The following is a 20,420-nucleotide window of genomic DNA, read 5'->3' on the forward strand; positions in this document are numbered from 1 at the left end:
AATTTGTTCGGCTGCAATGTTTCCATGACTGCGATACACTACTGTACCGTGAACAAGCCACGCGGTCTTTGTCGGCTCTGAAAACAATAGGTTGTTGAGGGAACGCTGGGCATCCAACGAAAATCCGCGGCACTTGCCTCCCGTTCTACGGCGGAGCCGCAGGCGTTTGAATGGAGTGTCCAGCTTGGAATATGTTCTCCAATTTATGCTCTAGTTTGGTGAGTTTTCACATATGGAAAAAGGGGAATTTTGCCATGGTTCGAAAGTGCATGGGTTCGACATGTTCCCCACCTTCTTCGAGGCAGTGTGTGGACGCCATTCCGATGCATGTCTGATAACAAGCTAAACATGCATCAATGCAGGCTTTCATTTCGCTATTGTTCATCGTTCCTCCTCCCTACTGTTCCTTCCTAAGGAACGCATCGAAACTATAACTGTTCCAAACGAAGATTTCTTGGTGCTGACCGCCCGGTGCGCGCTTGACTGGGGGACAAGGTTTGATCCTGATACTTGCAACGAATTAAAGAGCAATTGACTCTTGATCAACAGTGCGAAGGCACGCACGTCCAGACCAAACAGCCGCAGCACGGAAGCCGCAGTTTACCGCAAACTCTACGAGACATCCCGCAGGCAACGCTTACGTGCGCGACAACTGACCGCGGCATCCGTTGTGTGCCTATCGCTTGCAGCAAGAGGACGTCACATCGTCACGTCAGCTACGGTATGTATCCCGTGCGTAGATGGTCGGCATGGATAAGACTCACAATAGACAAGAAAGTGTGTTCGAGGCGCTTTTGGAGGCGCTGATCGAAGTAATCGGGCATGTTGATAGGGCTGAACGCTTCAGGATTATTGTACTGGGTTGATGATCCCAGTGGCGCGCGAAAGCGTAGAGCCGCTGGCGGCGGTAACATCGCCGGGGCTGGTTTCTGCCAAGCATCAATCTCTGCTGCGTTTCCTAGATCAAGAGCCCTGGTCTGATGACGCCTTGATGTGGAGGGTCCTCAATTGTCATCGCCGACGCTCAATGAGGTCGGCATAGCAAATTAATTGTGGTGATTATCAAAAGCGTTAGAATGGCTATCAGCCCATTCGCTTCTGTCTGGAAATCCCAGAACTGAATTTGAAGAATGTCTATGGATTGCTTGAGCGCACCTTTCACCAAAAACAAAGGTGCTGCTTGCTGCGCAGTATGACTAAACCGCCTGACTATTCGTCGGCACGCACCTGTGCGTGCGAAATTAGTCCGAAGATGAACGTTCCTCCAACGACGTTCCCGAACAAAGTTGGGAGCCCGAACTTAAAGATGCTGTCAAACGGGGTGACTTCTCCAATCATAAGTAAAAACAGCACCTCAATTGAACCCACTACGATGTGCGTTAAATCGCCGATAGCTATGAGGTAGGTGATGAGAAATATTAATGCTATGTGCCCCTGCTTTGTACTGTGAAGCGTCCAGACCAACGTGGCAATAAGCCAGCCTGACATTATTCCCTTACTGAATAGTTCATTGCTGCTGTTGGCTATAAGGTGCTTACCCATGTCAACAAACGTCTTGGTCACTTCGTCCGAGAAAATCGGCATACTAACCATAACGAAGGCTGCAATTGCACCGCCAATCAAGTTCCCGAAGAGAACAATGGTCCACAACCTGATCATTTTCACGAAATGAGACAGCGTCGGCTCTGTCATAAATGGCAAGACAGGAGTGATCGTATTCTCCGTGAATAGCTGCTGATTGGCGATGATGACGATGATGAACCCGACCGTGTATCCTGCGGAGCTCACAAGGAAGAAAAGATCGCTGTCTGGAAGGTAAGTCTCCAAAATTCCCCGAGCGATCATGGATGTGCTCATAGAAATTCCGCCTGCAATGGCTGACCAGAAAAGCGCCATTGCATCTCGGTTGATTTCCTTCTCACCATCACGTCGGATTAGCTCGTGGATGGCGGCTGACTTCGATGGAAGTCTTTCCTTCAGCCCGTCTGCCGTCGGCTCCGTCTCTTCCGAACTGGACATCCTGATCCCCTGACTATTTTTGCTTTCGGCAAATAGTGCGCTTCAGATGTTTGTCGAGAGGACGGAACCCGAATGGTGGCGGTTCGTTTAGTCTGTCTTGGACAGGAGAAATGAATGCGTAAGTCGATATTGTTCTTAATTTTAGCCGTTGCTGTAATCTTGGGATTTATCTTAGCAACACCTTATTATTATGGGGTGTCTCCTCAGAACAGCGGCGAACAAGGCTCTTCTGAGGTTCAATAGGCCCTTCTTTCGTAAGATGCGGAGTGAAGATGTAAGGCAGTTCCATGATTTAAACTCGGAGTAGGAAAATGAAAAACTTACTCATTCTTGCACTACTACTGATTGCCCCGAATATAGCAGTTGCACAGGAATCAGGTATGCCGACACAGTCAGGCACGCAAGAACCAGAGGTGCCAGGCAATCCGCCATCGTCTCCTAATCAGCCGCCGTCTGACCCAGAAGAAGTGGCTCGGTTTGTCTGAACAGTTTCGGGCGTTTCGCTAAGTGGATTTCCGCCCCGATTTTGCCGCCGCCATCATTGGTGTCAGTGCATTGAAGTAAGCCTGATCCGGCGTCTGCCGGTCAGGCGATGAATGTGGGCATCGGCTATTGTAAAAGTTCAGATACCGGCCGATGTCAGCGCGAGCCTCGCACACGGTCTTGTAAGCATGCAGATATCCGCGCTCAAGTCAGACTTGATGGTGCTTCTCCCACCACCGAAGCTGAACTAGCCGTCATATCCGAAAGCATCGAAATCAAAGTACTTATCGTTGATTTCCTTATATTTTCCGTTGATCCGGATTTCCTTGATCGCTTCGTTGAACTTTGAAACCAGTTCCGGGCGTCCTTTTTTGATAGCAGCTCCAACACCGGCGCCATGATATTGTGCCACCGGCGGATAGGTGCCGATCATCTTGCAGCATGCGCCCTCGGGTGTTTTTAGCCACTCTGCCAGCGACACGCTGTCATCATTAATGGCATCAAGACGACCATTCACGAGGTCTAGCTTGAATTCCTGAGAGGTCGGATAGGCTTTTACTGTGCTGTCTGTAAAGTAAGCCTCTGCATAGTTCGCATGGGTCGTTGAGCCTTGCACACCGACAGTCTTGCCAGCAAGGTCGTCCTTGGTGACGCCCTTGATGTCAGAATCCTTCAATGCCACCATTCCCGGAGGAGGGTTGAAGTACTTATTGGAAAAATCAACCTGCTTCTTGCGTTCCTCGGTTATCGACATGGAAGCGATAAACGCATCAAACTTTCCGGATTGGATAGCAGGGATAGCACCATCCCAATCCTGAGCGACAATTTCACATTGCGCCTTCATCTGATCGCAGAGCGCCTTGGCGATTTCAACCTCGAAACCGGCAAGCGTTCCACCTGCCAATTGATAATTCATCGGTGGATTGGCACCTTCGGTGCCAATGATGAGCTTCAAGGGCTCTTCGCCATGGGCAATGCCTGCTCCTAACGAGAGCGCCATCGCGATTATTGATGGTGTGAGCGCTGCTGTTTTCAAATATTTCATGGTTTCCTCCCATTTTGTTTGAAATTGAAATAGGTCTTCGAAAGAATACTATTTGTTGTTTTTTAAATTGCCCGGTTGAAAGTATTCGATAGAATATTGTGCATACAGGGCTGCGCCCCTGAAAAGAACATCTTCATCGATATTGAATTTCGGATGGTGGTGGGGATAGACAGCGTCGATCTCTTCGTTTCGTACGCCGATGAATGCAAAGACACCGGGATAGACTTTAAGGAAATCGGCAAAGTTTTCTGAGGCCATTACCGTGTTGAAACTCGTGCAGTCTTTTTCCAGACCGAGAGACTGAATGGCGCGACGGGCAATGTTGCTGCATGCTGGATCATTAGTGACTGCTGAAACACCGCCGCTGAATCTGATTTCTGCTCGGGTGCGATAGGCATCGGCCGTACTTGTTACTGTCCGCTTCAGCGCTTCTTCGAGATAGTTCATTGTCTCAGAGCGCGTCGCCCGCATCGTGCCAGAGACGCTGACCCTATCCGGAATGACGTTATCTGCATTGCCGCCGCTGATACTTCCAAAAGTCAGCGCGACGGGCTCCGTAGGATCGAATTCACGGCTGACGAGTGCAGCGCAATTCATAATGATCGCTGCAGTTGCGATGATGGGGTCGATACCTCTGTTGGGGTAAGCGCCGTGCGTGCCCACACCATGGATCGTGAGATCGATTGATTGTCCGGCAGCCATTCGAGGGCCTGATTCAATGGAGATTTTGCCGGTCTCCAGCTCCGACCAGAGATGAATGCCCAATACGCTTTCAACGGGGTGCCTTGCGAGTTCTTTCAGAATGTCTTCTGTTCCCTCGCCAACTTCTTCGGCTTGTTGAAAGCATAGCTTGACTGTTCCATGGAGCTGGTCGCGAGATTTCACGAGAATACGCGCCGCGCCCAGCAGCATGGCGACATGTCCATCATGGCCGCAGGCATGCATGACGCGAGCCGTGCCGGACCTGTACTCCAGGTGAGGATTGTCTTCTTCGATTGGCAAAGCATCCATGTCGGCGCGCAAGACGATAACCCGTTCGCTTTGCGATCCGGCAATTGTTGCCACAATCCCAAATTCGCCGACTAAAATATAAGGGACGCCTATTGCATCAAGTTCTTCCCTGATACGTGCAGAAGTGCGTCGCTCATTCAGGGAAAGCTCAGGGTATTTATGAAATTCCCTGCGCAATTCGCGCATATAGTTTTGCTCACTTCGAGCCAGTTCCAACGTTTTCAGTTCCGCCCCCGCATTACTTGTCGTCCCGTCACCTTTCGATGATCCTGCCTACGAACAGCCAGTACAGGTCCAGAACCTCCGTGAGGGATCAGGTGCAATCAGTCGAACATCCGATTGCGACTTGCCCACTTTCTTTTCCGTCCTGCGTCTTGCTCTGTTCCCGCTTGACCGTCGAGGCTGTCATATCTCCCGCCGCACTTCATCCGGTAAAATGCCGTCTTGGCAGGCACCATGCCTAAATCTGCCGTCATATTGTCGGCGGCGGCTATCCATGATTGAGCCGAAGGTTTTGTGTGGGTCAGGTCTGTTGATACTGGCTAATATTGATCGATTGACAAAACTGCTGGCGCCACAGCAATCTGGTGTGGGGAATCGCTCGGGGGACACGTGACTATGCTCAATAACGGGTCTGTATCAGTCGGGCGGCTGCATTCATCATGACGTTCGATCCAGTATTTCACCTGCGCCCAAAGAATACTGGTGCTGCACCTCTTTGTGTCGTGGAGCGAAATTCCTGTTTCCAGGGCGCTGTACATATTTCCGGATTTGTCATCGCGGCAAACAGCAAAGTGCTTGGTTTGAATCTCAAACTGCCGGACGGGCGTGAACTGGTAATCTCACAGCACAGCCTGCCAAGCCCGGACCTGAGCCGTGTCTATGGGCGCTCGGCGGCCGCATGTCGTTTCAATGAGCGCATCTTTACCGGCCTCGAAACAGCTCAAATGCTGGATGCAACGATAGAAGTTTGCTTGGCTGATGGGTCCAGATTGGAACAGCCGCTTTCCGCAGCGGATCCGCATGACCCTGTTCTGGTGCTGGTCAACCGTTTCTTCGATGAGATTCATCAGTGCTCAAACGGGCATATGCTCGAAATTGGCTCTCGCAATCGAACTGGCGCCATGTGGCGTGAACGTCTGCCTGCCGCCTGGCAATATACCGGTTTTGATATTCTGGAAGGCGAGAATGTCGACGTCGTCGGCGATGCTCACGAAGCGAGCAGTTTTCTGCCCAGAAATCAATTCGACGCCGTCATGTCATTTGCGGTGTTTGAACACCTGCTGATGCCGTGGAAAGCAGTCATCGAAATGAACCGGGTGATGAAGCCGGGAGCGATTGGCATCATACTCGCACCACAGACCTGGCCGCTGCATGAGGAGCCTTGCGATTACTTCCGCTTCTCGCGCCATTCATGGAAAGCGCTGCTCAATCGCGCAACGGGCTTTGAAATAATCAAAGCCGTTGATGGTTGTGACGCCTATATCGTGGCGAAAGTCCACAATCTGGCGACAAGCTTCGGCGAGTTCTATACCGGGGCCTTGATGTCAGCGGTCTTTTTCAGGAAGACAGGCGAAACGAACCTTGACTGGCCTGTTTCACTTTCCTCTCTCGGCGATGATCTTTACCCGATGTGATGCGATTTTCAGACAAAGATGCGTGTTAAAAAAAGTGTTAGAGCGCCGATCTGATCCAGTCAGATCGGCGCTCTAATGCAATGTTTTTTAGAGCTCAGTCTAAGCAGACGCTTTGGAGCGCGAAGCCAGGATGGACAGAGATGGTCCATGTTCGGCATCGGGCTTATCGTGCGCGGTAATAATCTCGTCAAAGCCGAGCTGGGCCAGAAGCCAGAGCAAATCTTCCCGGTTGATCCAGCGTGGTTCCGCCTCCATGCCGCCGCAAAAGGTCTTTTCCTTTTGTTCCAGATAGGGCCGCTTGTGGAGCTTGATCAGTCGTCCATTCCAGTCGCGCAATTCCGGATCGCCGAGGGCATCCAGGCGCGGATCACCGGGACGCATGGCATCCGGATCGACAACATGCGTCCAGAGATATAGCCGATCAGTACGGCTGGAAAGAAGCTCGAGCGTACGGATCGGGTCCGACATGTGATACAGCACGCCGCTGGCAACGATCAGCGGCCATTGCGTTTCCTCTCTTTCCAGATAGGGGAGGAAATTACCCAGCTGGAAAGATGCGCCGTGCAGTTGCAGAACTTCTTTCGTTACCAGACAGCGAAGATAAGAATCCCGTTTTGCCTCAATAGCCGTAACGGATGCAGCACCTTCTGAAAGCAAGGTTGCAGTATGGGCACCTTCCAGGGGCCCCAGCTCGAGGACGTCTTTTCCTTTGAACCAATCCTTCAACTGTGCGGTGAGCCAGAGGATTCTCGGGTCCGCAAACAGGGCATTGGTGCCCGCCCGCAGGCCTGTCTCTGAAGGAAAGGCCGATACCCAGCCGCCCTTGAATATGTCCATGGCATTCTGTGCCGACGGTGCTGCGCTTTCATAGCCCGGCGCAATGCCAATGTGCGGGGGAGTTGCCGCTGCCGACGAAGGTTCCTCCGGGCCTGCTTCCTTGATCGCATTCAGTGCAAGGGTAAGCCTGTCCGGCTGCGTCGTTACAGATGGATTGCGGCTCATCACCACATAGAATTCGCAGCCGAAACTTGGGTGAAACAGCTCTTCCTTGAGACCCAGAACGCCAGCATTGTACAAATCCTGCATGGCGAGACGGAAACTTGAGGGTGTGAAAACCCAGGCGTGGCAGTCGACGTATTCGTCATTCTTGCTGGTCGCGCTCGCGTAGCCGGATGATGGTGTGCCGGCAAAAGCGAAATCGCCCTTATGCCCTTCCATCCAGACCTGTATGCCGCCGCGGGTTGCATTGGAGGCATGGTGATCGAAGAGGACAGCTGTTCCATGTCTCTTTTGTTCCGCGAGGTAGGCAGCCAGCATATGACCTGCTGTGGTGCTCGGACGCAGATAATCAAAAGTATAACGTCGGTCCGGCACGAGAAGATAAACCTTGCCGCCGGGCTTGAGCGCACGCTCACAACGCTGAAGGAAATGAATGGGGTCTGTCAGATGCTCGAAAACATGGCTGGAAACGATGAAGTCAAACCCATCCCCGGTCAGATCCAGCTCGCTGAACTCGCCGCCATCGTCAATTGCATCGACGGTTTCCAGCCTGGAAGTGTCGACACCCATACTATTATACTTGAGACGCAAGGATTGCGTGTCGGTATGGTCTATGACGAGCGTTCTGAAGCCGTCTCTCTTTGGTAAAATCGGAGCATAAGATGCACCTATTTCTATGCCGCGAGAGTTTTTTCCCACTTCATTTCTGATCAGCTCCCGGAAATCCATGAATAGCCTGCCCCCTTTATTATATCTTCTCTGAATATCGCATCCGAGCCATTTATTTTAGCGAGGCCCAGTGTTATTCACAAAGAAATTGAGCCGGGGGGGCAGGAATGCGCATTGGAAAAGCAATGAACTGGTTGGCTGTGCGCGCTTATATACGTAGCGCCAAGCTTGTTCAGGCGCCGCATATTTTCATGGAAAGAACGCCGCGATTTCTATCGGATGAAACAACACGCCAGCCGAACGGCGATATCTATGCAATCGTCGTCAAGTATAACAAGTTTGGCGTTACGCCCGATTTTCTGCATCTCCTGAATGAACTGCGTCATCAGAACATCAATCCCATTGTTGTTTGCAATGGCAGACTGTCGCAACCGGAGCATGACGCAATCAAAGCCGTGGCCCAACGCGTTCTCGTCCGCCAGAATATCGGCCGCGATTTTGGCGCCTATCGCGCAGCTACATTGCTTCTTGGTGCTGAAGGGCTGCAACTCCGGCGACTGCTCTATTTCAACGACAGCATCATGTATGTTCCCGGTGCTGGCCTTCGAAACATGATCGCATCGCTTGCCGATAGTGCGTATGATGTCGTCGGCACGAACGAAAATCACGAATTCATCCACCACGTTGGCAGCTATGCCTTCAGCGTTTCCGGTAAAGTATTCAACGATGCTGCAGTACGGCGTTTCTGGTCGCGATATCGCCCATACGATATCAGACCTCATGCCATCAGAAAGGGTGAGGTGGCTCTGTCAGAATGCTTCGTGCGCTGCGGTTACAACATCGATGTGCTGTACTCTACTGACAAGCTGGCCCTCAAACTCGACAAAATGGCGATGCCGGATATCGTATCCAATCTTCGTTATCTGCCAAATGGTGCTTTTCGCAGCTATGAACTTGAGCCGCTTCTGGCGGGCGCGATCTATACCGGTAAAATGCTTTCCAAACGCTCCGGTAAGCGGGACGCAAAGCCTGCGGCTATCGATGAGATGAACCTGACGCCAACCATCAACCAATATTCAAAGACGATGAAGGGGCGCGCTCAGACATCGCCCGCTGACGACCGAGGCAGGCTTGTCGGCGAACAGGTGAGGCGAGAGGTCCTGGTCAATCACATGATGGGGATCGTCATGAATGGCAGTCAGGTTCACTACGGTTTTGGGCTGTTTCACAGAACGATGGATAGTCCGCTGATCAAGCGTGATCTGCTTCTTCGCGGCCTTCTTTTCGAACATGACTGCGCGCGCATTCTGGATTACATGCCTGCTCAGCAGCGCGAGCCCATCATGCGCGAGTTGCTTAATCGGGGCCGTAGCGTCAATGTCGGCGGTTTCCGGCGCTTTAAGTTGCGCAACGGGTTGCTCTGAGCCTGATGTGACAGATGCCCAAAATTGGGGTGTTGCCTGTCCGGTACTTACGATTTTGAAATTTCATGGGGAATATGTCTTGTGTCTTCCCGTGATACAGCTAATCATCGACAACAGTTTATTTGATACGGAAGAAGAAATTCAATCATTGCTATGAGGAGGTGAAAATCCATGACCTCGATAAAGCAGTATATGATTCAGTTTGCGTTGATGCTGGGCCTTTTCTCTCTGGGCTCTATTGATGTTTCCCGTGCACAATTTCTCGATGCTTTCAGAGCCCGAAATACAATAACGGCTGATGCCATTACCCGGACGCCGGTCGGAACCCGTGTGGTGCTCACCGGTTCGATCAAAAGCAATGTCAGGAGGGCTCAGTATGTTTTTCAGGATCGCACTGGACGAACGAGAGTTCGGATCGAAAGAGAAGTCTGGCGCGGAAGAGAAATAAACACCAAGAACAAAATTGAAATTCGGGGTCGTGTCGAAAACGACGTCAGGGGAAGGTTTATCGACGTATATTACTTCAAGATAGTCGAATAGTTGGTTTGAATAACTGATTCAATCGGGAGTTGCCATGTTTAGACTGGGTGGAAAATATCAGCATTTCATTCACGGTGACAGCTGCGGTTGTTCCAACCCCATGTTGCAGCAGGTTTCCCGGCGTCTGGACCGATTATCGCGAAGACATTTTCTTGCAGGAGCGGCGGCGACAGCAGCGGCAACGATGATCGCGGATCGCTCTTTCGCACAGTCTCCTAAAATTCTCCTGACGCGGGCGCGGCTTTTCGACGGCAAGGCGGACACTCTGAAATCCGGTGTGCAGGTTCTGGTCGAGGGCAATCGCATCGCGGCTGTCGATACGACAAACAGTGCTCCGCCCGAAGGGGCAACGGTTATCGACTGCGGCGACCGCGTGCTGATGCCGGGTCTGATCGACGCGCACTGGCACGCCGTTTATGCGGCGGTGCCGCTGCCGGTGCTTCTGGAGGGAGATCTGGGTATAATTTTCGCAGCCTCTACGGCAGAAGCAGAACGCACACTTCTGCGCGGCTTTACGACGGTGCGCGATATGGGCGGGCCGACTTTCTCGTTCAAGCGCGCGATTGATACGGGGATCATCTTCGGCCCGCGCATCTTTCCCGCAGGTGCGATGATAACGACGACCGGCGGTCATGGTGATCTGAGGCTGCCAACAGAAATTCCGCGCGACGGAGGCAAACTCAGCACTGGTGAATTGATGGGGGCTTCAGCAATCGTCGATGATGCAGGCAGCTTGAAGCTTCGTGTGCGCGAGCAGCTGTTGCAGGGCGCCTCGCAGATCAAGATCGTTGCTGGCGGCGGTGTGTCATCGCCGCGCAGTCCGCTCGACATGTCGACATTCAGTGAGGACGAAATTCGTGCGGCGGTCGATGTGGCAAAGGACTGGAACACCTATGTCACGGTCCATGCCTATGCGTCGAATACGGTCCAGCGGTCTATCAGGGCTGGTGTTGCATGTGTTGAACATGCGCATCTGATGGATGAGGAAACCGCGCGCATGTTTGCGGAAAAGAATGTCTGGTTGAGCATGCAGCCTTTCCTGACAATGGAGGATGCTGCGTCACAGACAGGGCCAGGCGCCAAACGGATTCAGCAGCTTTTCGCAGGCACGCCAAGGATTTACGAATTCGCGCGCAAATACGGGATAAAGACCGCCTGGGGTTCAGACGTTCTGTTTTCACCCGCATTGACCCCGCGCCAGAATTTCATGCTGACCCATTTGAGCCAGTGGTATTCAAATGCGGAAGTGCTTCGTGCGGCTACTTCGGTCAATGCGGAATTGCTCGCCCTTTCCAATCTGCGCAATCCTTATCCCGGCAAGCTCGGCCTCGTAGAACCGGGTGCTTTCGCTGATCTTCTGGTTCTGAACGAAAATCCGCTCGATGATATTCACGTGCTTGAAAAGCCGGAACAGACGCTGGCGGTCGTCATGAAAGACGGTCAAATTCACAAGAATACCCTGAAATCATGAGTTGATTTCTTGGCTGGGGATGGGGAGGTTTTATGCTGAAGGCTGGCAATGCAACCCTGATCCTGATTGCAGGATGCGTCCTGATTGCATTGCTCCATTACGGCGGCGCGGTATTTGCGCCGGTCGTTTTTGCATTGTTTATCATTATGCTCGTCTGGCCGGTCCAGCGCGGACTTTCATCGCTCATGTCGCGCTATCTTGCGTTGGTGATCACTTTTCTTCTGGTGGTTTTCCTTCTGCTCGGTTTTGGCTGGCTGCTCGCGTGGACAGTCGGGCAGGTCGGTCGCCGCATATTGATCGATGCAGTTCGGTATCAGCTCCTCTATGAGCAGCTTAAAATCTGGCTCGAGGGGCATGGTATTGCGGCTTCAGTACTGTGGTCGGAGAATTTCAGCGTAAGCTGGACTTTGCGGATGCTTCAATCGATAGGAAGCCGCCTCAACAATACATTCAGTTTCTGGCTCGTGGCTCTGGTCTATGTCTTGTTGGGGCTTGCCGAAACCGATGAGTTTCGCGCGCGGATCAAGCAGCTGAAAAATCAGGAGGCTGCAAATTCATTCCTGCGTGCCAGCCAGTCAGCCGCTACAAAAATCCGGTTTTATATGCTGCTTAGGGCTTTGATGAGCCTTGCGACTGGTTCGTTTGTCTGGCTTTTGACCCGTTTGATCGGTTTGCCATTTGCCGAAACCTGGGGATTTGTCGCGTTCATTCTGAACTTCATCCCTTTCCTCGGACCGCTGGTCGCCACGCTTTTTATTACAGCGTTTGCCTTCACACACTTTGCCAGCTGGCAATGGGTGCTCGCGGTCTTTGTCGGTTTGAACATCATACAATCTGTCATCGGAAGCGTGATCGAGCCTCGATTGACGGGAAAGACAATTTCCCTGTCACCGTTTGCAACGCTCTTTTCCGTATTCGCCTGGGGCTCGCTCTGGGGTGTCTTCGGAGCATTTATCGGCGTGCCGATCACAATCGTCGCCCTGACTTTCTGCGCGCAATATTCCGCTACCAGCTGGTTTGCCGAAATATTCGGCTTTTCCCGCGAATAACGTTGAAAGTTTTACGATGGAAGAACCAGTAATCGGGTCTCAAGCGGGTGCCTTGACCTTTCAAGATGCAGCCTATGTAATATCTGGGAATGGGCATAATCAAAATGGGAAGGATATTTCTATGAGAATGATCCTGTACAGTGTCTTGACGATGGCCGTAATTGGCGCCACTGCGAGCGGGTGCACAACCGACGAAAGAAGAACAGCCGGCTATGGTGTTGGCGGTGCCGCGATTGGCGGGCTTGCCGGAGCTGCCATTGGAGGTGACACGCGTGGCGCGCTCACCGGCGCAGCCATCGGTGCAGCCGCAGGTACGCTCGTAGGCGTCGCACAGACCCGTAATGGCGTTCAGTACTGCCGCTATCGCGATCAGCACGGCCGTATTTACGAAGCACGTTGCCGCTAGAGCATGTCTCCCGCAAGCGGGAACCGGTTTCGGGATAGAGACTTGCGGTCCTGATACGGCTGTGCCGCATCTATGCATTGGATATCTGGAGCGTCTCTCGATCTGATTGTATCAGATAGGCGCTCCAAAAGTTTGTTTTCATGACATTTTCCCGAACCTGTTCATCCGCTTCGGGACTTTTTATGCCTGTCGCCAATCATGAAACCGGCGAACAGGTTCGGCTTGTGAGTTGTGGTTCTTTGTTACTTTGGAGGGGACATGAAGCTGCATTCGATCGGGGCTATTCTTGCATTCACTGCCATTTTTACGATTGGAACCGTTGCCGAGACGGTTCCGGCTTTCAGCCAGAGCTATTCGGTTACCGTGGGCGTGCGGATCAACAACGGACACAGGATACGGTGTTCCGAAGGTGTCCGATTGGCGAGAATGCGCGGTTTTCGCAATGTTCGCGCACTCGATTGCCGCGGCAGTCATTTTCTGTATCGGGCTGATCGGTCTCGTAGAACTTACGATGTAACGGTTCGGGCCAGAGACGGCAGAGTTACCAATGTCCGCACGGTGAGATGGCGTCGCTGATCCATGAGATGTCTTCATTTCAGGCTTGTCGAGGAAAAGGAGCACGGTTGTGTCAGAACTGGTTGTTATTGGATTTGATACGGTAGGAGAGGCGGATGCTGTTCTTTTGAAGCTCAATCAGCTTCAGAAGGAATTTCTCGTCGATCTTGAGGACGCCGTGGTTGTCGTCAGGGATGAACAGGGCAAGGTTCATCTCAAGCAGAAGTATAACCTGCCCGCCATGGGCGCTGGATCGGGGCTGCTTTCCGGAGCGATCTGGGGCGGACTGGTAGGGCTTATTTTCCTCAATCCGCTTGCCGGCATGGCGCTTGGTGGCGCTGTAGGCGCGGGCGCCGGAGCTTTGTCGGGCTCGCTCGCCGATTACGGCATCGATGACAAGTTCATCGTGTCTCTTGGCGAAACCATCCCGGAGAACTCGTCCGCCTTGTTCGTTCTCCTGCGCAAAATCCAGTGGGATAGGGTCATGGCCGATTTCCCTGACCTGCGCGGCAGGGTCCTGAAAACGTCGTTGTCTCTAGAACAGGAAAAGCGCCTCAAGGAAGCACTCGAGGGAGCGTTGCCGACAACCTCATAAATGCGGTGTTGCCCAGAAACCGGCGATGCGACACCATCGCGACAACGTGGCCGTTTTGCCTCGATTATCGAGCGAGGACATGATTTGAAGCAGATTTTCATCCTCGCATTTGTTCTGCTTGTCGCAGTGGGATGCGCCGGAAGCAGGGCTGTCACTGGTCTGGGAATGGATGTGTCTGGCCAGACCCTTTCCAAAGTGGTGGTTCCGTTTACGGTTGCGACCGTACGCGAGCGAATAGACGATCCCAGTGTCGCCTATTCGCGCGACAGGTCTGAAGTACTGAACTTCTCGACGATTGACGTGCACATCCCGGAAACGCACCGTCCAGGAAATGTAGAAACTGCGTCGGGCAAACCTGATCCCCGAAGGAATTTCATAGCGTCAAACTATGCACCGTTGCCTGATCGACAAGCCATGATCCGGGAGTTGAACCGGCGTCTTGCAAGCCGCCCGGCGGCACAGCGTGAGATATTCGTTTTCGTCCACGGCTATAACAACAACTTTGCCGAGGGACTTTTCCGCAATGCGCAGATTGTCCACGACTATGATGTCTCCTCGGTGCCTGTTCATTTTTCATGGGCGTCCGCTGCGGCGTTTACGCGATATCTCTACGATCGCGACAGTGCGATCATCGCGCGTAGGGGACTGGCTGAAACACTCGAAATTGCAGCACAGACAAAAGCCAACGGCATCGTCATTATCGGCCATTCGATGGGCGCTGTCGTCGTTATGGAAGCCTTGCGGACATTGTCTGCAGATAAACGCCTTAACGTGTTGAAGCGCATCAAGGGTGTGCTGCTTGCGGCTCCCGATCTCGATCCCGATCTTTTCCGCAGCCAGATTGATGATATCGACTATTTGCCTCAGCCTTTCACGATTGTCGTATCCCGGCGTGATCGGGCTCTCGATATCTCGCGCAGACTGGCAGGTGGGGCGCCGCGGGTCGGTAGCGGCTTTGATATAGCTTTCCTGCAGAACAAGAATATTCAGGTTCTTGATATTTCTCAGGTTGATAGCGGTGGTCATAGTCTGTTTGCCAGCTCGAACACGCTGATCAAGTTTCTGGGTTCGGGCTATCTGCTGCGCCGACTTATTACAGATGAGTATGCAGGCATGGATGATACTTTCATCGCCGCCGGGCAGGGTACATTCGAACAGGCCTCGCTGGCCCTTCATCTGCCTGCACGTGTGATCGATCGCCTGGGTGCGCGTTAGGGCCACCACACCGTGACACTGGACCCTCAATGATAAACTAGGTTAAGCTTCATGTGCGGCTCACGACTGAACAAGTTGTTGGTGCGTCACTCAAGTCTATAATTGAACTTGTCTATAGTGATCCAGCGAGTTAATCTGCCTGAATATTTCATCCTGCCTTGGTTTTATTGTTCGGTATCGATAACGCATCGTAGTTCCCTGAGAACATAGAGGTGGCAATCGTCGATGAGCACGGGTTGGCATGCCGAGCTTGAACTGCGGTTCGAGCATAATCGCGAAGTGACGCGGCTCATGCGGCGACGCCATGTGGGGCCACTTGCGGTGCAACAACCATTCTATCCTGAAAAGGATGGCAGTGCGCACGTCTATCTTCTTCATCCACCGGGTGGCGTGGCTGGTGACGATGTCCTTGATATTTCTTGTTTTTTAGGACGTGGCGCCAGAACCGTTCTAACGACGCCCGGCGCTACCAAATTCTATCGCAGCGAGAGGGGCCAGAGTACCCAGACGACCAGGATCGATGTGGGTGAGGGCGGCATATGCGAATATCTCCCGCAGGAAACAATCGTTTTTGATGGCGCAAAGGCTTCCATAGGCACGAAAGTATTCCTGAGTGGAGATGCGGTCTATCTGGGGTGGGACATTATCAGTCTCGGACGGCCGGCCTGTCAGGAAAGTTTCGACACTGGCGAGGTCCGTCAAAGGGTCGAAATATTCAGGGATGGCAAGCCGATCTGGTTCGAGCAGTTTCGCCTTCATGGCGCCGACCCGGCGCTGAATGCCGCTTTTGCCTTCTGCGCAAAACCGATTGTCGCGACGATGGTTTATGCCGGTCCGGCAGATGAAAGCGCGCTTCACGCTATTCGCGAAGCCGTCGGCGATGCAGCCAGAAATCTGTTCTCGGTGTCGCGGCTCGAGCGGGTGATCGTCTGTCGCTATCTCGGCGGGCGCGTGTCGGAAGCCAAGACACTGTTTCGAAAAGCCTGGGAAGTTCTGCGCGAAACCGGACTGGGGAAACCGGCAGCTGCGCCACGCATCTGGGCAACATAACTCACTTTGGAGAGGGCCTACAAATGGAACTATTGCCACGTGAAAAGGACAAACTTCTGATCTTCACCGCAGCATTGGTTGCGGAGCGACGGAGAGCCCGAGGGGTGAAACTTAACTACCCGGAAGTCGTGGCTTACATCTCCGCCGAAATTCTGGAGGGGGCCCGTGACGGCAAGACAGTTGCGGAACTCATGTCCTACGGTGCCACGCTTCTCACCCGCGATGAGGTGATGGAGGGTGTGCCTGAAATGATCCACGACATTCAGGTGGAAGCCACCTTTCCTGACGGTACCAAGCTTGTAACCGTTCACAACCCAATTTCGTAGAGCATTTCATAACTATTTGGAAACGCTCTGGTTTTTGTTTTTACGCGCATCTTGTCCGAAACGTTTCACGTCTTTCGGGATGCGTCTCAGGAGACGATCATGATACCGGGTGAATATTTCATCGAAGACGGGTCGATCGACCTCAACAATGGTCGCGAAACGCGCACCATCGCCGTGGAGAACACGGGCGACAGGCCGATACAGGTTGGATCGCATTATCATTTCTATGAAACGAACGAAGCGCTTGCCTTCGACCGGGAGCAGACGAGAGGTTTCCGGCTCAATATTCCGGCCGGAACTGCGGTGCGGTTCGAGCCGGGACAGGACCGAGAAGTCGAACTGGTAGCGCTGGATGGCAATCGGGAAGTCTATGGCTTCAACGCAAAAATCGACGGAAAACTCTAGGAGGGACAGATGGGAAGGATCTCAAGACAGGCCTATGCCGAACTGTATGGCCCGACCAAGGGTGACCGTTTGCGTCTGGCCGATACAGAGCTCATCATCGAGGTCGAGGAAGATCGCTGCATCTATGGCGAAGAAGTAACCTTCGGCGGCGGCAAGGTCATTCGCGACGGTATGGGGCAGGGGCAACGACCCTCGTCCGAAACCGCCGATCTGGTCATCACCAATGTCATCATTCTCGACTATTGGGGCATCATCAAAGCCGATGTCGGCATCAAGGAAGGTCGTATCTCAGGGATCGGCAAGGCCGGTAATCCCGATATTCAGCCCGGCGTCGACATTATCGTCGGACCTGCGACCGACGTCATTGCAGGCGAAGGCAAGATTCTCACCGCTGGCGGTATCGACACCCATATTCACTTCATTGCGCCGCAACAGGCCGAAGAAGCTCTGGCCAGCGGTACAACGACTTTGGTTGGTGGCGGAACGGGGCCGACGGTCGGCACGCTCGCAACCACGGTTACACCGGGGCCATGGGCTATCCATCGCATGCTTGAGGCTGTCGAAGCGCTTCCGATCAATGTGGGACTGCTCGGCAAAGGCAATGCAAGCAAGCCGGAACCGCTTCGCGAGCAGATCAGAGCCGGTGCTGTCGGCCTGAAGCTGCATGAGGACTGGGGAACCACGCCAGCCGCCATCGATAATTGCCTGAACGTTGCCGATGAGGAAGACATTCAGGTCGCTATCCATACGGATACGCTGAACGAGAGCGGGTTCGTCAAGGATACCTTTGCTGCTATGAAAGGCCGAACCATCCACAGTTTCCATACGGAAGGTGCAGGTGGCGGCCATGCGCCGGATATCATCACAGCGGCGGGCGAAGAAAATATCCTGCCGTCCTCAACCAATCCGACCCGCCCCTACACCATCAACACAGTCGATGAACATCTCGATATGCTGATGGTCTGTCACCATCTCAGTCCGAAAATCCCCGAGGATGTGGCATTCGCGGAATCCCGCATCCGGCGCGAAACCATCGCCGCCGAAGACATTCTCCATGATCTGGGCGTGTTTTCGATGATGTCGTCGGATTCTCAAGCCATGGGACGTATCGGTGAAACGACGCTGCGTTGCTGGCAAACCGCCCACAAGATGAAGGTGCAGCGCGGTCCGTTGAGCCAGGACAGCAGCCGAAACGACAATTTCCGCGCCAAACGTTATGTCGCCAAATATACGATCAATCCCGCAATCACACACGGGTTTGCCCATGAGATCGGCTCAATCGAAGTCGGAAAACGGGCCGATCTGGTATTGTGGAAGCCGGAATTCTTCGGCGTGAAACCGAGCCTCGTCATGATCGGCGGCATGATTGCGATTGCACCGATGGGCGACCCAAACGCATCGATCTCGACGCCCCAGCCGGTTCATTATCGGCCAATGTATGGGGTATTGGGCCGGGCGCTTGGTTCCACCGGCGTCACCTTCGTCTCGAAAGCGGCGCTGGATGACGGCATCGGCGAGAAGCTGAAACTCAGCAAGCAACTGGTTGCGGTGAAGGGCATCCGGACGATCCGCAAGAAGGACATGATCCATAACGGGCTTACACCCAAACTGGAGGTTGATCCGCAGAGCTATCAGGTGCGGGTGGACGGTGAACTGATCACGTGCGAACCGGCTGATGTCCTGCCGATGGCGCAGCGTTATTTTCTGTTTTAGTCAGAGGTAACTAAACGGCGAAGAAGGGGTAAAGTTCATGCAGCTCAATGCCTTGCAGGATCATCCTTCTCTGGGGTTTGTTGATTGGACGCTGCGCGGTATCGGGCAGGTGGTGTTCCAGAACAATCCTCTGTCGGGGCTGGTCATTTTGTTCGCCATTCTGGTCAATTCCTGGATTTATGCCCTTGTCTGCGTGCTCGGCGTTGTCGCCAGCACGCTGACGGCAATCATACTCAAGGCTGACAAGGGGCTGATCCGGGATGGCCTGTTCGGGTTCAATGGCGCTCTGGTCGCCCTTGCGCTGATTGCGTTTACCAGTGCGGATTTCCGCAGCGGTGCATTGCCGTCGCCTGCCATGACGATCTATCTCATCTGTGGCGCTGCTTTCTCCACCATGGCTTTCGCCAGCATCGCCACGTTGTTGGGGCCGCACAAGGTGGCACCCCTGACAATGCCATTCGTACTCGTCGGCTGGCTCTTTCTGTTCGCAATTCTCAAGTTCGACGCCATAGATGCCGGTCCGATGGCAAAGCCGGTGTCGCCGGAACAGTTTTCCTACGCCGTTCCCTATGTGCTTCCGACCTGGTACATGGGCATCGGCACTGCCATCGGGCAGATATTCTTTCAGGATAACTGGATCACCGGTTACATCATCCTTGCCGGTATCGCGATCCATTCGCGAATAAGCGCATTGATGGGGCTTCTGGGAGCCGTAACCGGAGCAGTGGTTGCCGCCGCATTCGGTGGTCCGGAAGGCGCCATTCGCGATGGGCTTTTCGGTTATAATGCGGCGTTGACGGCGATTGCGCTTGGCGGTTTCTTCCTTGTTTTTAGCTGGAGCAGTTTTCTTTACGCCATCTTCGGCGCCATCGTCGCGACATGGCTTTGGGCTTCGGTCGCCATATTCCTGAAGCCGATCGGAATGCCGGTGCTGACCTCGACATTCGTGCTCGTCACCTGGGTCATGCTGATCGGTCAGTATGCTTTCAAGGCGCTGGTGCCCGTCGCACCGGCTGATGCGACTTCGGCGGAGGATAATCTCAGGCGATACCGTGAAACGCTGCACTCACGACCGGAATAGGCGGCTATATTGTGTCTCGTGCCAGGCGCTGGCCATGGCCAGCGCGGGAGCCGTATTACCGATTTCGTCGTCATTCAGCGTGCGCGCCTTTTCGACGGCTCTTTCAATCTTGGCTGCTCCCGCGATAAGTATCCTCTGGCCCGCCGTATGGCCAAGCGGGACGAGACGGATTGCAGCCATGATCTGGCTTTCAACCACGCTCCACATGAGACCGCGCAGTGCATCGACAGGCTCGATATTCCAGTGACATGCTGCAATGGAGAATGCTGCGGGATAGGTGGCTCGCTGTTCCGAAGCGAAACTACGGGCCCGTTCGACACCAAGTTCCGACAGTAGAGTGAGCAGGGATTCGCCCATGCGGCGATCTTCAAGCTCAAGTTCGCTGCTTTCGCGACTTGCTCCAAGCCAGTCATTCAGGCGGCAGAATTCGGCGTCATCGTTTCGCATCAATGCTGAAATCATGCGCCAGAAAATCGCGCCATCAAGCACAGCGTAACTGTGTTCCAGAAGGCCGAACACCCACCCGGCACAACTTTCCTCGTTCGTCACTGTTCCCGCATGCACGGCCCATTCGAGGCCGCGCGAATAGGAAAACGCGCCAACTGGCTGGCTGGGACTGACAAGCCGCATGAGATGCAGCATAGGCAGCGCCGGAGAATGCATAGGCATTTCCGGCACTGACCCATCATGTTCAATATCAGCTTCAGCGTGTCTCTTCGAATGATCC

The 20,420-nt window shown here is 53.5% G+C and carries 19 protein-coding genes and 2 pseudogenes; 15 read left to right on the forward strand and 6 right to left on the reverse strand.

From position 1 onward, the window contains the following. Window positions 1-253: 253 nt before the first annotated feature. Window positions 254-385: pseudogene (locus tag KWJ32_RS15935) on the reverse strand (four-helix bundle copper-binding protein); the annotation flags it as partial. A 468-nt stretch (window positions 386-853) separates the two neighbouring features. On the opposite strand from KWJ32_RS15935, the pseudogene KWJ32_RS15940 reads away from it, so the two are divergent. Next, window positions 854-1,042, forward strand: a pseudogene (locus tag KWJ32_RS15940) (transposase); the annotation flags it as partial. Between the two features lie 167 nt (window positions 1,043-1,209). Here KWJ32_RS15940 and KWJ32_RS15945 read toward each other — a convergent pair. Continuing rightward, a complete protein-coding gene (locus tag KWJ32_RS15945; protein WP_256886145.1) occupies window positions 1,210-2,019 on the reverse strand; it encodes a formate/nitrite transporter family protein in 810 nt (269 codons plus the stop codon). A 114-nt stretch (window positions 2,020-2,133) separates the two neighbouring features. On the opposite strand from KWJ32_RS15945, the gene KWJ32_RS15950 reads away from it, so the two are divergent. Continuing rightward, a complete protein-coding gene (locus KWJ32_RS15950) occupies window positions 2,134-2,262 on the forward strand; it encodes a hypothetical protein (protein WP_256886146.1) in 129 nt (42 codons plus the stop codon). 487 nt (window positions 2,263-2,749) lie between these two features. Here the strand turns inward: KWJ32_RS15950 and KWJ32_RS15955 are convergent, their stop codons facing one another. Both KWJ32_RS15955 and KWJ32_RS15960 read right to left on the reverse strand, forming a co-directional pair. Next, window positions 2,750-3,547: a transporter substrate-binding domain-containing protein gene (locus KWJ32_RS15955; RefSeq protein ID WP_040129394.1), complete on the reverse strand. Its 798-nt coding sequence runs from the start codon at window positions 3,545-3,547 to the stop codon at window positions 2,750-2,752. Window positions 3,548-3,595: 48 nt separating this feature from the next. Further along, window positions 3,596-4,744 (reverse strand): amidohydrolase, encoded by a 1,149-nt coding sequence (locus KWJ32_RS15960; protein WP_051917480.1) that lies wholly within the window; start codon window positions 4,742-4,744, stop codon window positions 3,596-3,598. 476 nt (window positions 4,745-5,220) lie between these two features. Here KWJ32_RS15960 and KWJ32_RS15965 point away from each other — a divergent pair, with 476 nt between their 5' ends. Beyond that, window positions 5,221-6,195 (forward strand): methyltransferase domain-containing protein, encoded by a 975-nt coding sequence (locus KWJ32_RS15965; protein ID WP_040129391.1) that lies wholly within the window; start codon window positions 5,221-5,223, stop codon window positions 6,193-6,195. A 99-nt stretch (window positions 6,196-6,294) separates the two neighbouring features. On the opposite strand, the gene KWJ32_RS15970 is transcribed toward KWJ32_RS15965, so the two are convergent. Then, complete coding sequence (locus tag KWJ32_RS15970; RefSeq protein WP_256886147.1) at window positions 6,295-7,923, reverse strand: methyltransferase domain-containing protein; 1,629 nt, start codon at window positions 7,921-7,923, stop codon at window positions 6,295-6,297. A gap of 125 nt (window positions 7,924-8,048) precedes the next feature. Here KWJ32_RS15970 and KWJ32_RS15975 point away from each other — a divergent pair, with 125 nt between their 5' ends. The 12 genes from KWJ32_RS15975 to KWJ32_RS16030 all read left to right on the forward strand — a co-directional run bounded on the left by KWJ32_RS15975 (window position 8,049) and on the right by KWJ32_RS16030 (window position 19,693). Continuing rightward, window positions 8,049-9,287 (forward strand): rhamnan synthesis F family protein, encoded by a 1,239-nt coding sequence (locus KWJ32_RS15975; RefSeq protein ID WP_235909137.1) that lies wholly within the window; start codon window positions 8,049-8,051, stop codon window positions 9,285-9,287. Window positions 9,288-9,458: 171 nt separating this feature from the next. Next, on the forward strand, window positions 9,459-9,827 hold the full coding sequence (locus tag KWJ32_RS15980; RefSeq protein WP_040129385.1) for a NirD/YgiW/YdeI family stress tolerance protein: 369 nt from the start codon (window positions 9,459-9,461) through the stop codon (window positions 9,825-9,827). 34 nt (window positions 9,828-9,861) lie between these two features. Continuing rightward, window positions 9,862-11,298, forward strand: a complete 1,437-nt coding sequence (locus tag KWJ32_RS15985) for an amidohydrolase family protein (RefSeq protein WP_256886148.1) — start codon at window positions 9,862-9,864, stop codon at window positions 11,296-11,298. A gap of 32 nt (window positions 11,299-11,330) precedes the next feature. After that, a complete protein-coding gene (locus KWJ32_RS15990) occupies window positions 11,331-12,347 on the forward strand; it encodes an AI-2E family transporter (RefSeq protein WP_012092280.1) in 1,017 nt (338 codons plus the stop codon). Window positions 12,348-12,468: 121 nt separating this feature from the next. Next, a complete protein-coding gene (locus KWJ32_RS15995) occupies window positions 12,469-12,753 on the forward strand; it encodes a glycine zipper 2TM domain-containing protein (protein WP_012092279.1) in 285 nt (94 codons plus the stop codon). A 625-nt stretch (window positions 12,754-13,378) separates the two neighbouring features. After that, window positions 13,379-13,903: a DUF1269 domain-containing protein gene (locus tag KWJ32_RS16000; RefSeq protein WP_040129381.1), complete on the forward strand. Its 525-nt coding sequence runs from the start codon at window positions 13,379-13,381 to the stop codon at window positions 13,901-13,903. Next, window positions 13,904-15,118, forward strand: coding sequence for an alpha/beta fold hydrolase (locus KWJ32_RS16005; protein WP_051917475.1), 1,215 nt, complete (start codon window positions 13,904-13,906; stop codon window positions 15,116-15,118). Between the two features lie 225 nt (window positions 15,119-15,343). Then, complete coding sequence (locus KWJ32_RS16010; RefSeq protein ID WP_256886149.1) at window positions 15,344-16,168, forward strand: urease accessory protein UreD; 825 nt, start codon at window positions 15,344-15,346, stop codon at window positions 16,166-16,168. Between the two features lie 23 nt (window positions 16,169-16,191). Further along, window positions 16,192-16,494 carry an urease subunit gamma gene (gene ureA, locus KWJ32_RS16015; protein WP_040129377.1) on the forward strand — a complete coding sequence of 101 codons (303 nt, stop codon included), beginning with the start codon at window positions 16,192-16,194 and terminating at the stop codon, window positions 16,492-16,494. Between the two features lie 99 nt (window positions 16,495-16,593). Beyond that, window positions 16,594-16,899, forward strand: coding sequence for an urease subunit beta (locus tag KWJ32_RS16020; protein WP_029925033.1), 306 nt, complete (start codon window positions 16,594-16,596; stop codon window positions 16,897-16,899). 9 nt (window positions 16,900-16,908) lie between these two features. Beyond that, on the forward strand, window positions 16,909-18,612 hold the full coding sequence (gene ureC / locus KWJ32_RS16025) for an urease subunit alpha (protein WP_036583749.1): 1,704 nt from the start codon (window positions 16,909-16,911) through the stop codon (window positions 18,610-18,612). Between the two features lie 37 nt (window positions 18,613-18,649). Continuing rightward, on the forward strand, window positions 18,650-19,693 hold the full coding sequence (locus KWJ32_RS16030; RefSeq protein WP_012092274.1) for an urea transporter: 1,044 nt from the start codon (window positions 18,650-18,652) through the stop codon (window positions 19,691-19,693). Here the strand turns inward: KWJ32_RS16030 and KWJ32_RS16035 are convergent. Next, complete coding sequence (locus KWJ32_RS16035) at window positions 19,679-20,362, reverse strand: urease accessory UreF family protein (RefSeq protein WP_192799374.1); 684 nt, start codon at window positions 20,360-20,362, stop codon at window positions 19,679-19,681. The genes KWJ32_RS16030 and KWJ32_RS16035 overlap by 15 nt on opposite strands. Window positions 20,363-20,420: the final 58 nt, after the last annotated feature.

The organism is Ochrobactrum sp. BTU2, assembly GCF_024539785.1.
Classification (GTDB): Bacteria; Pseudomonadota; Alphaproteobacteria; order Rhizobiales; family Rhizobiaceae; genus Brucella; species Brucella anthropi.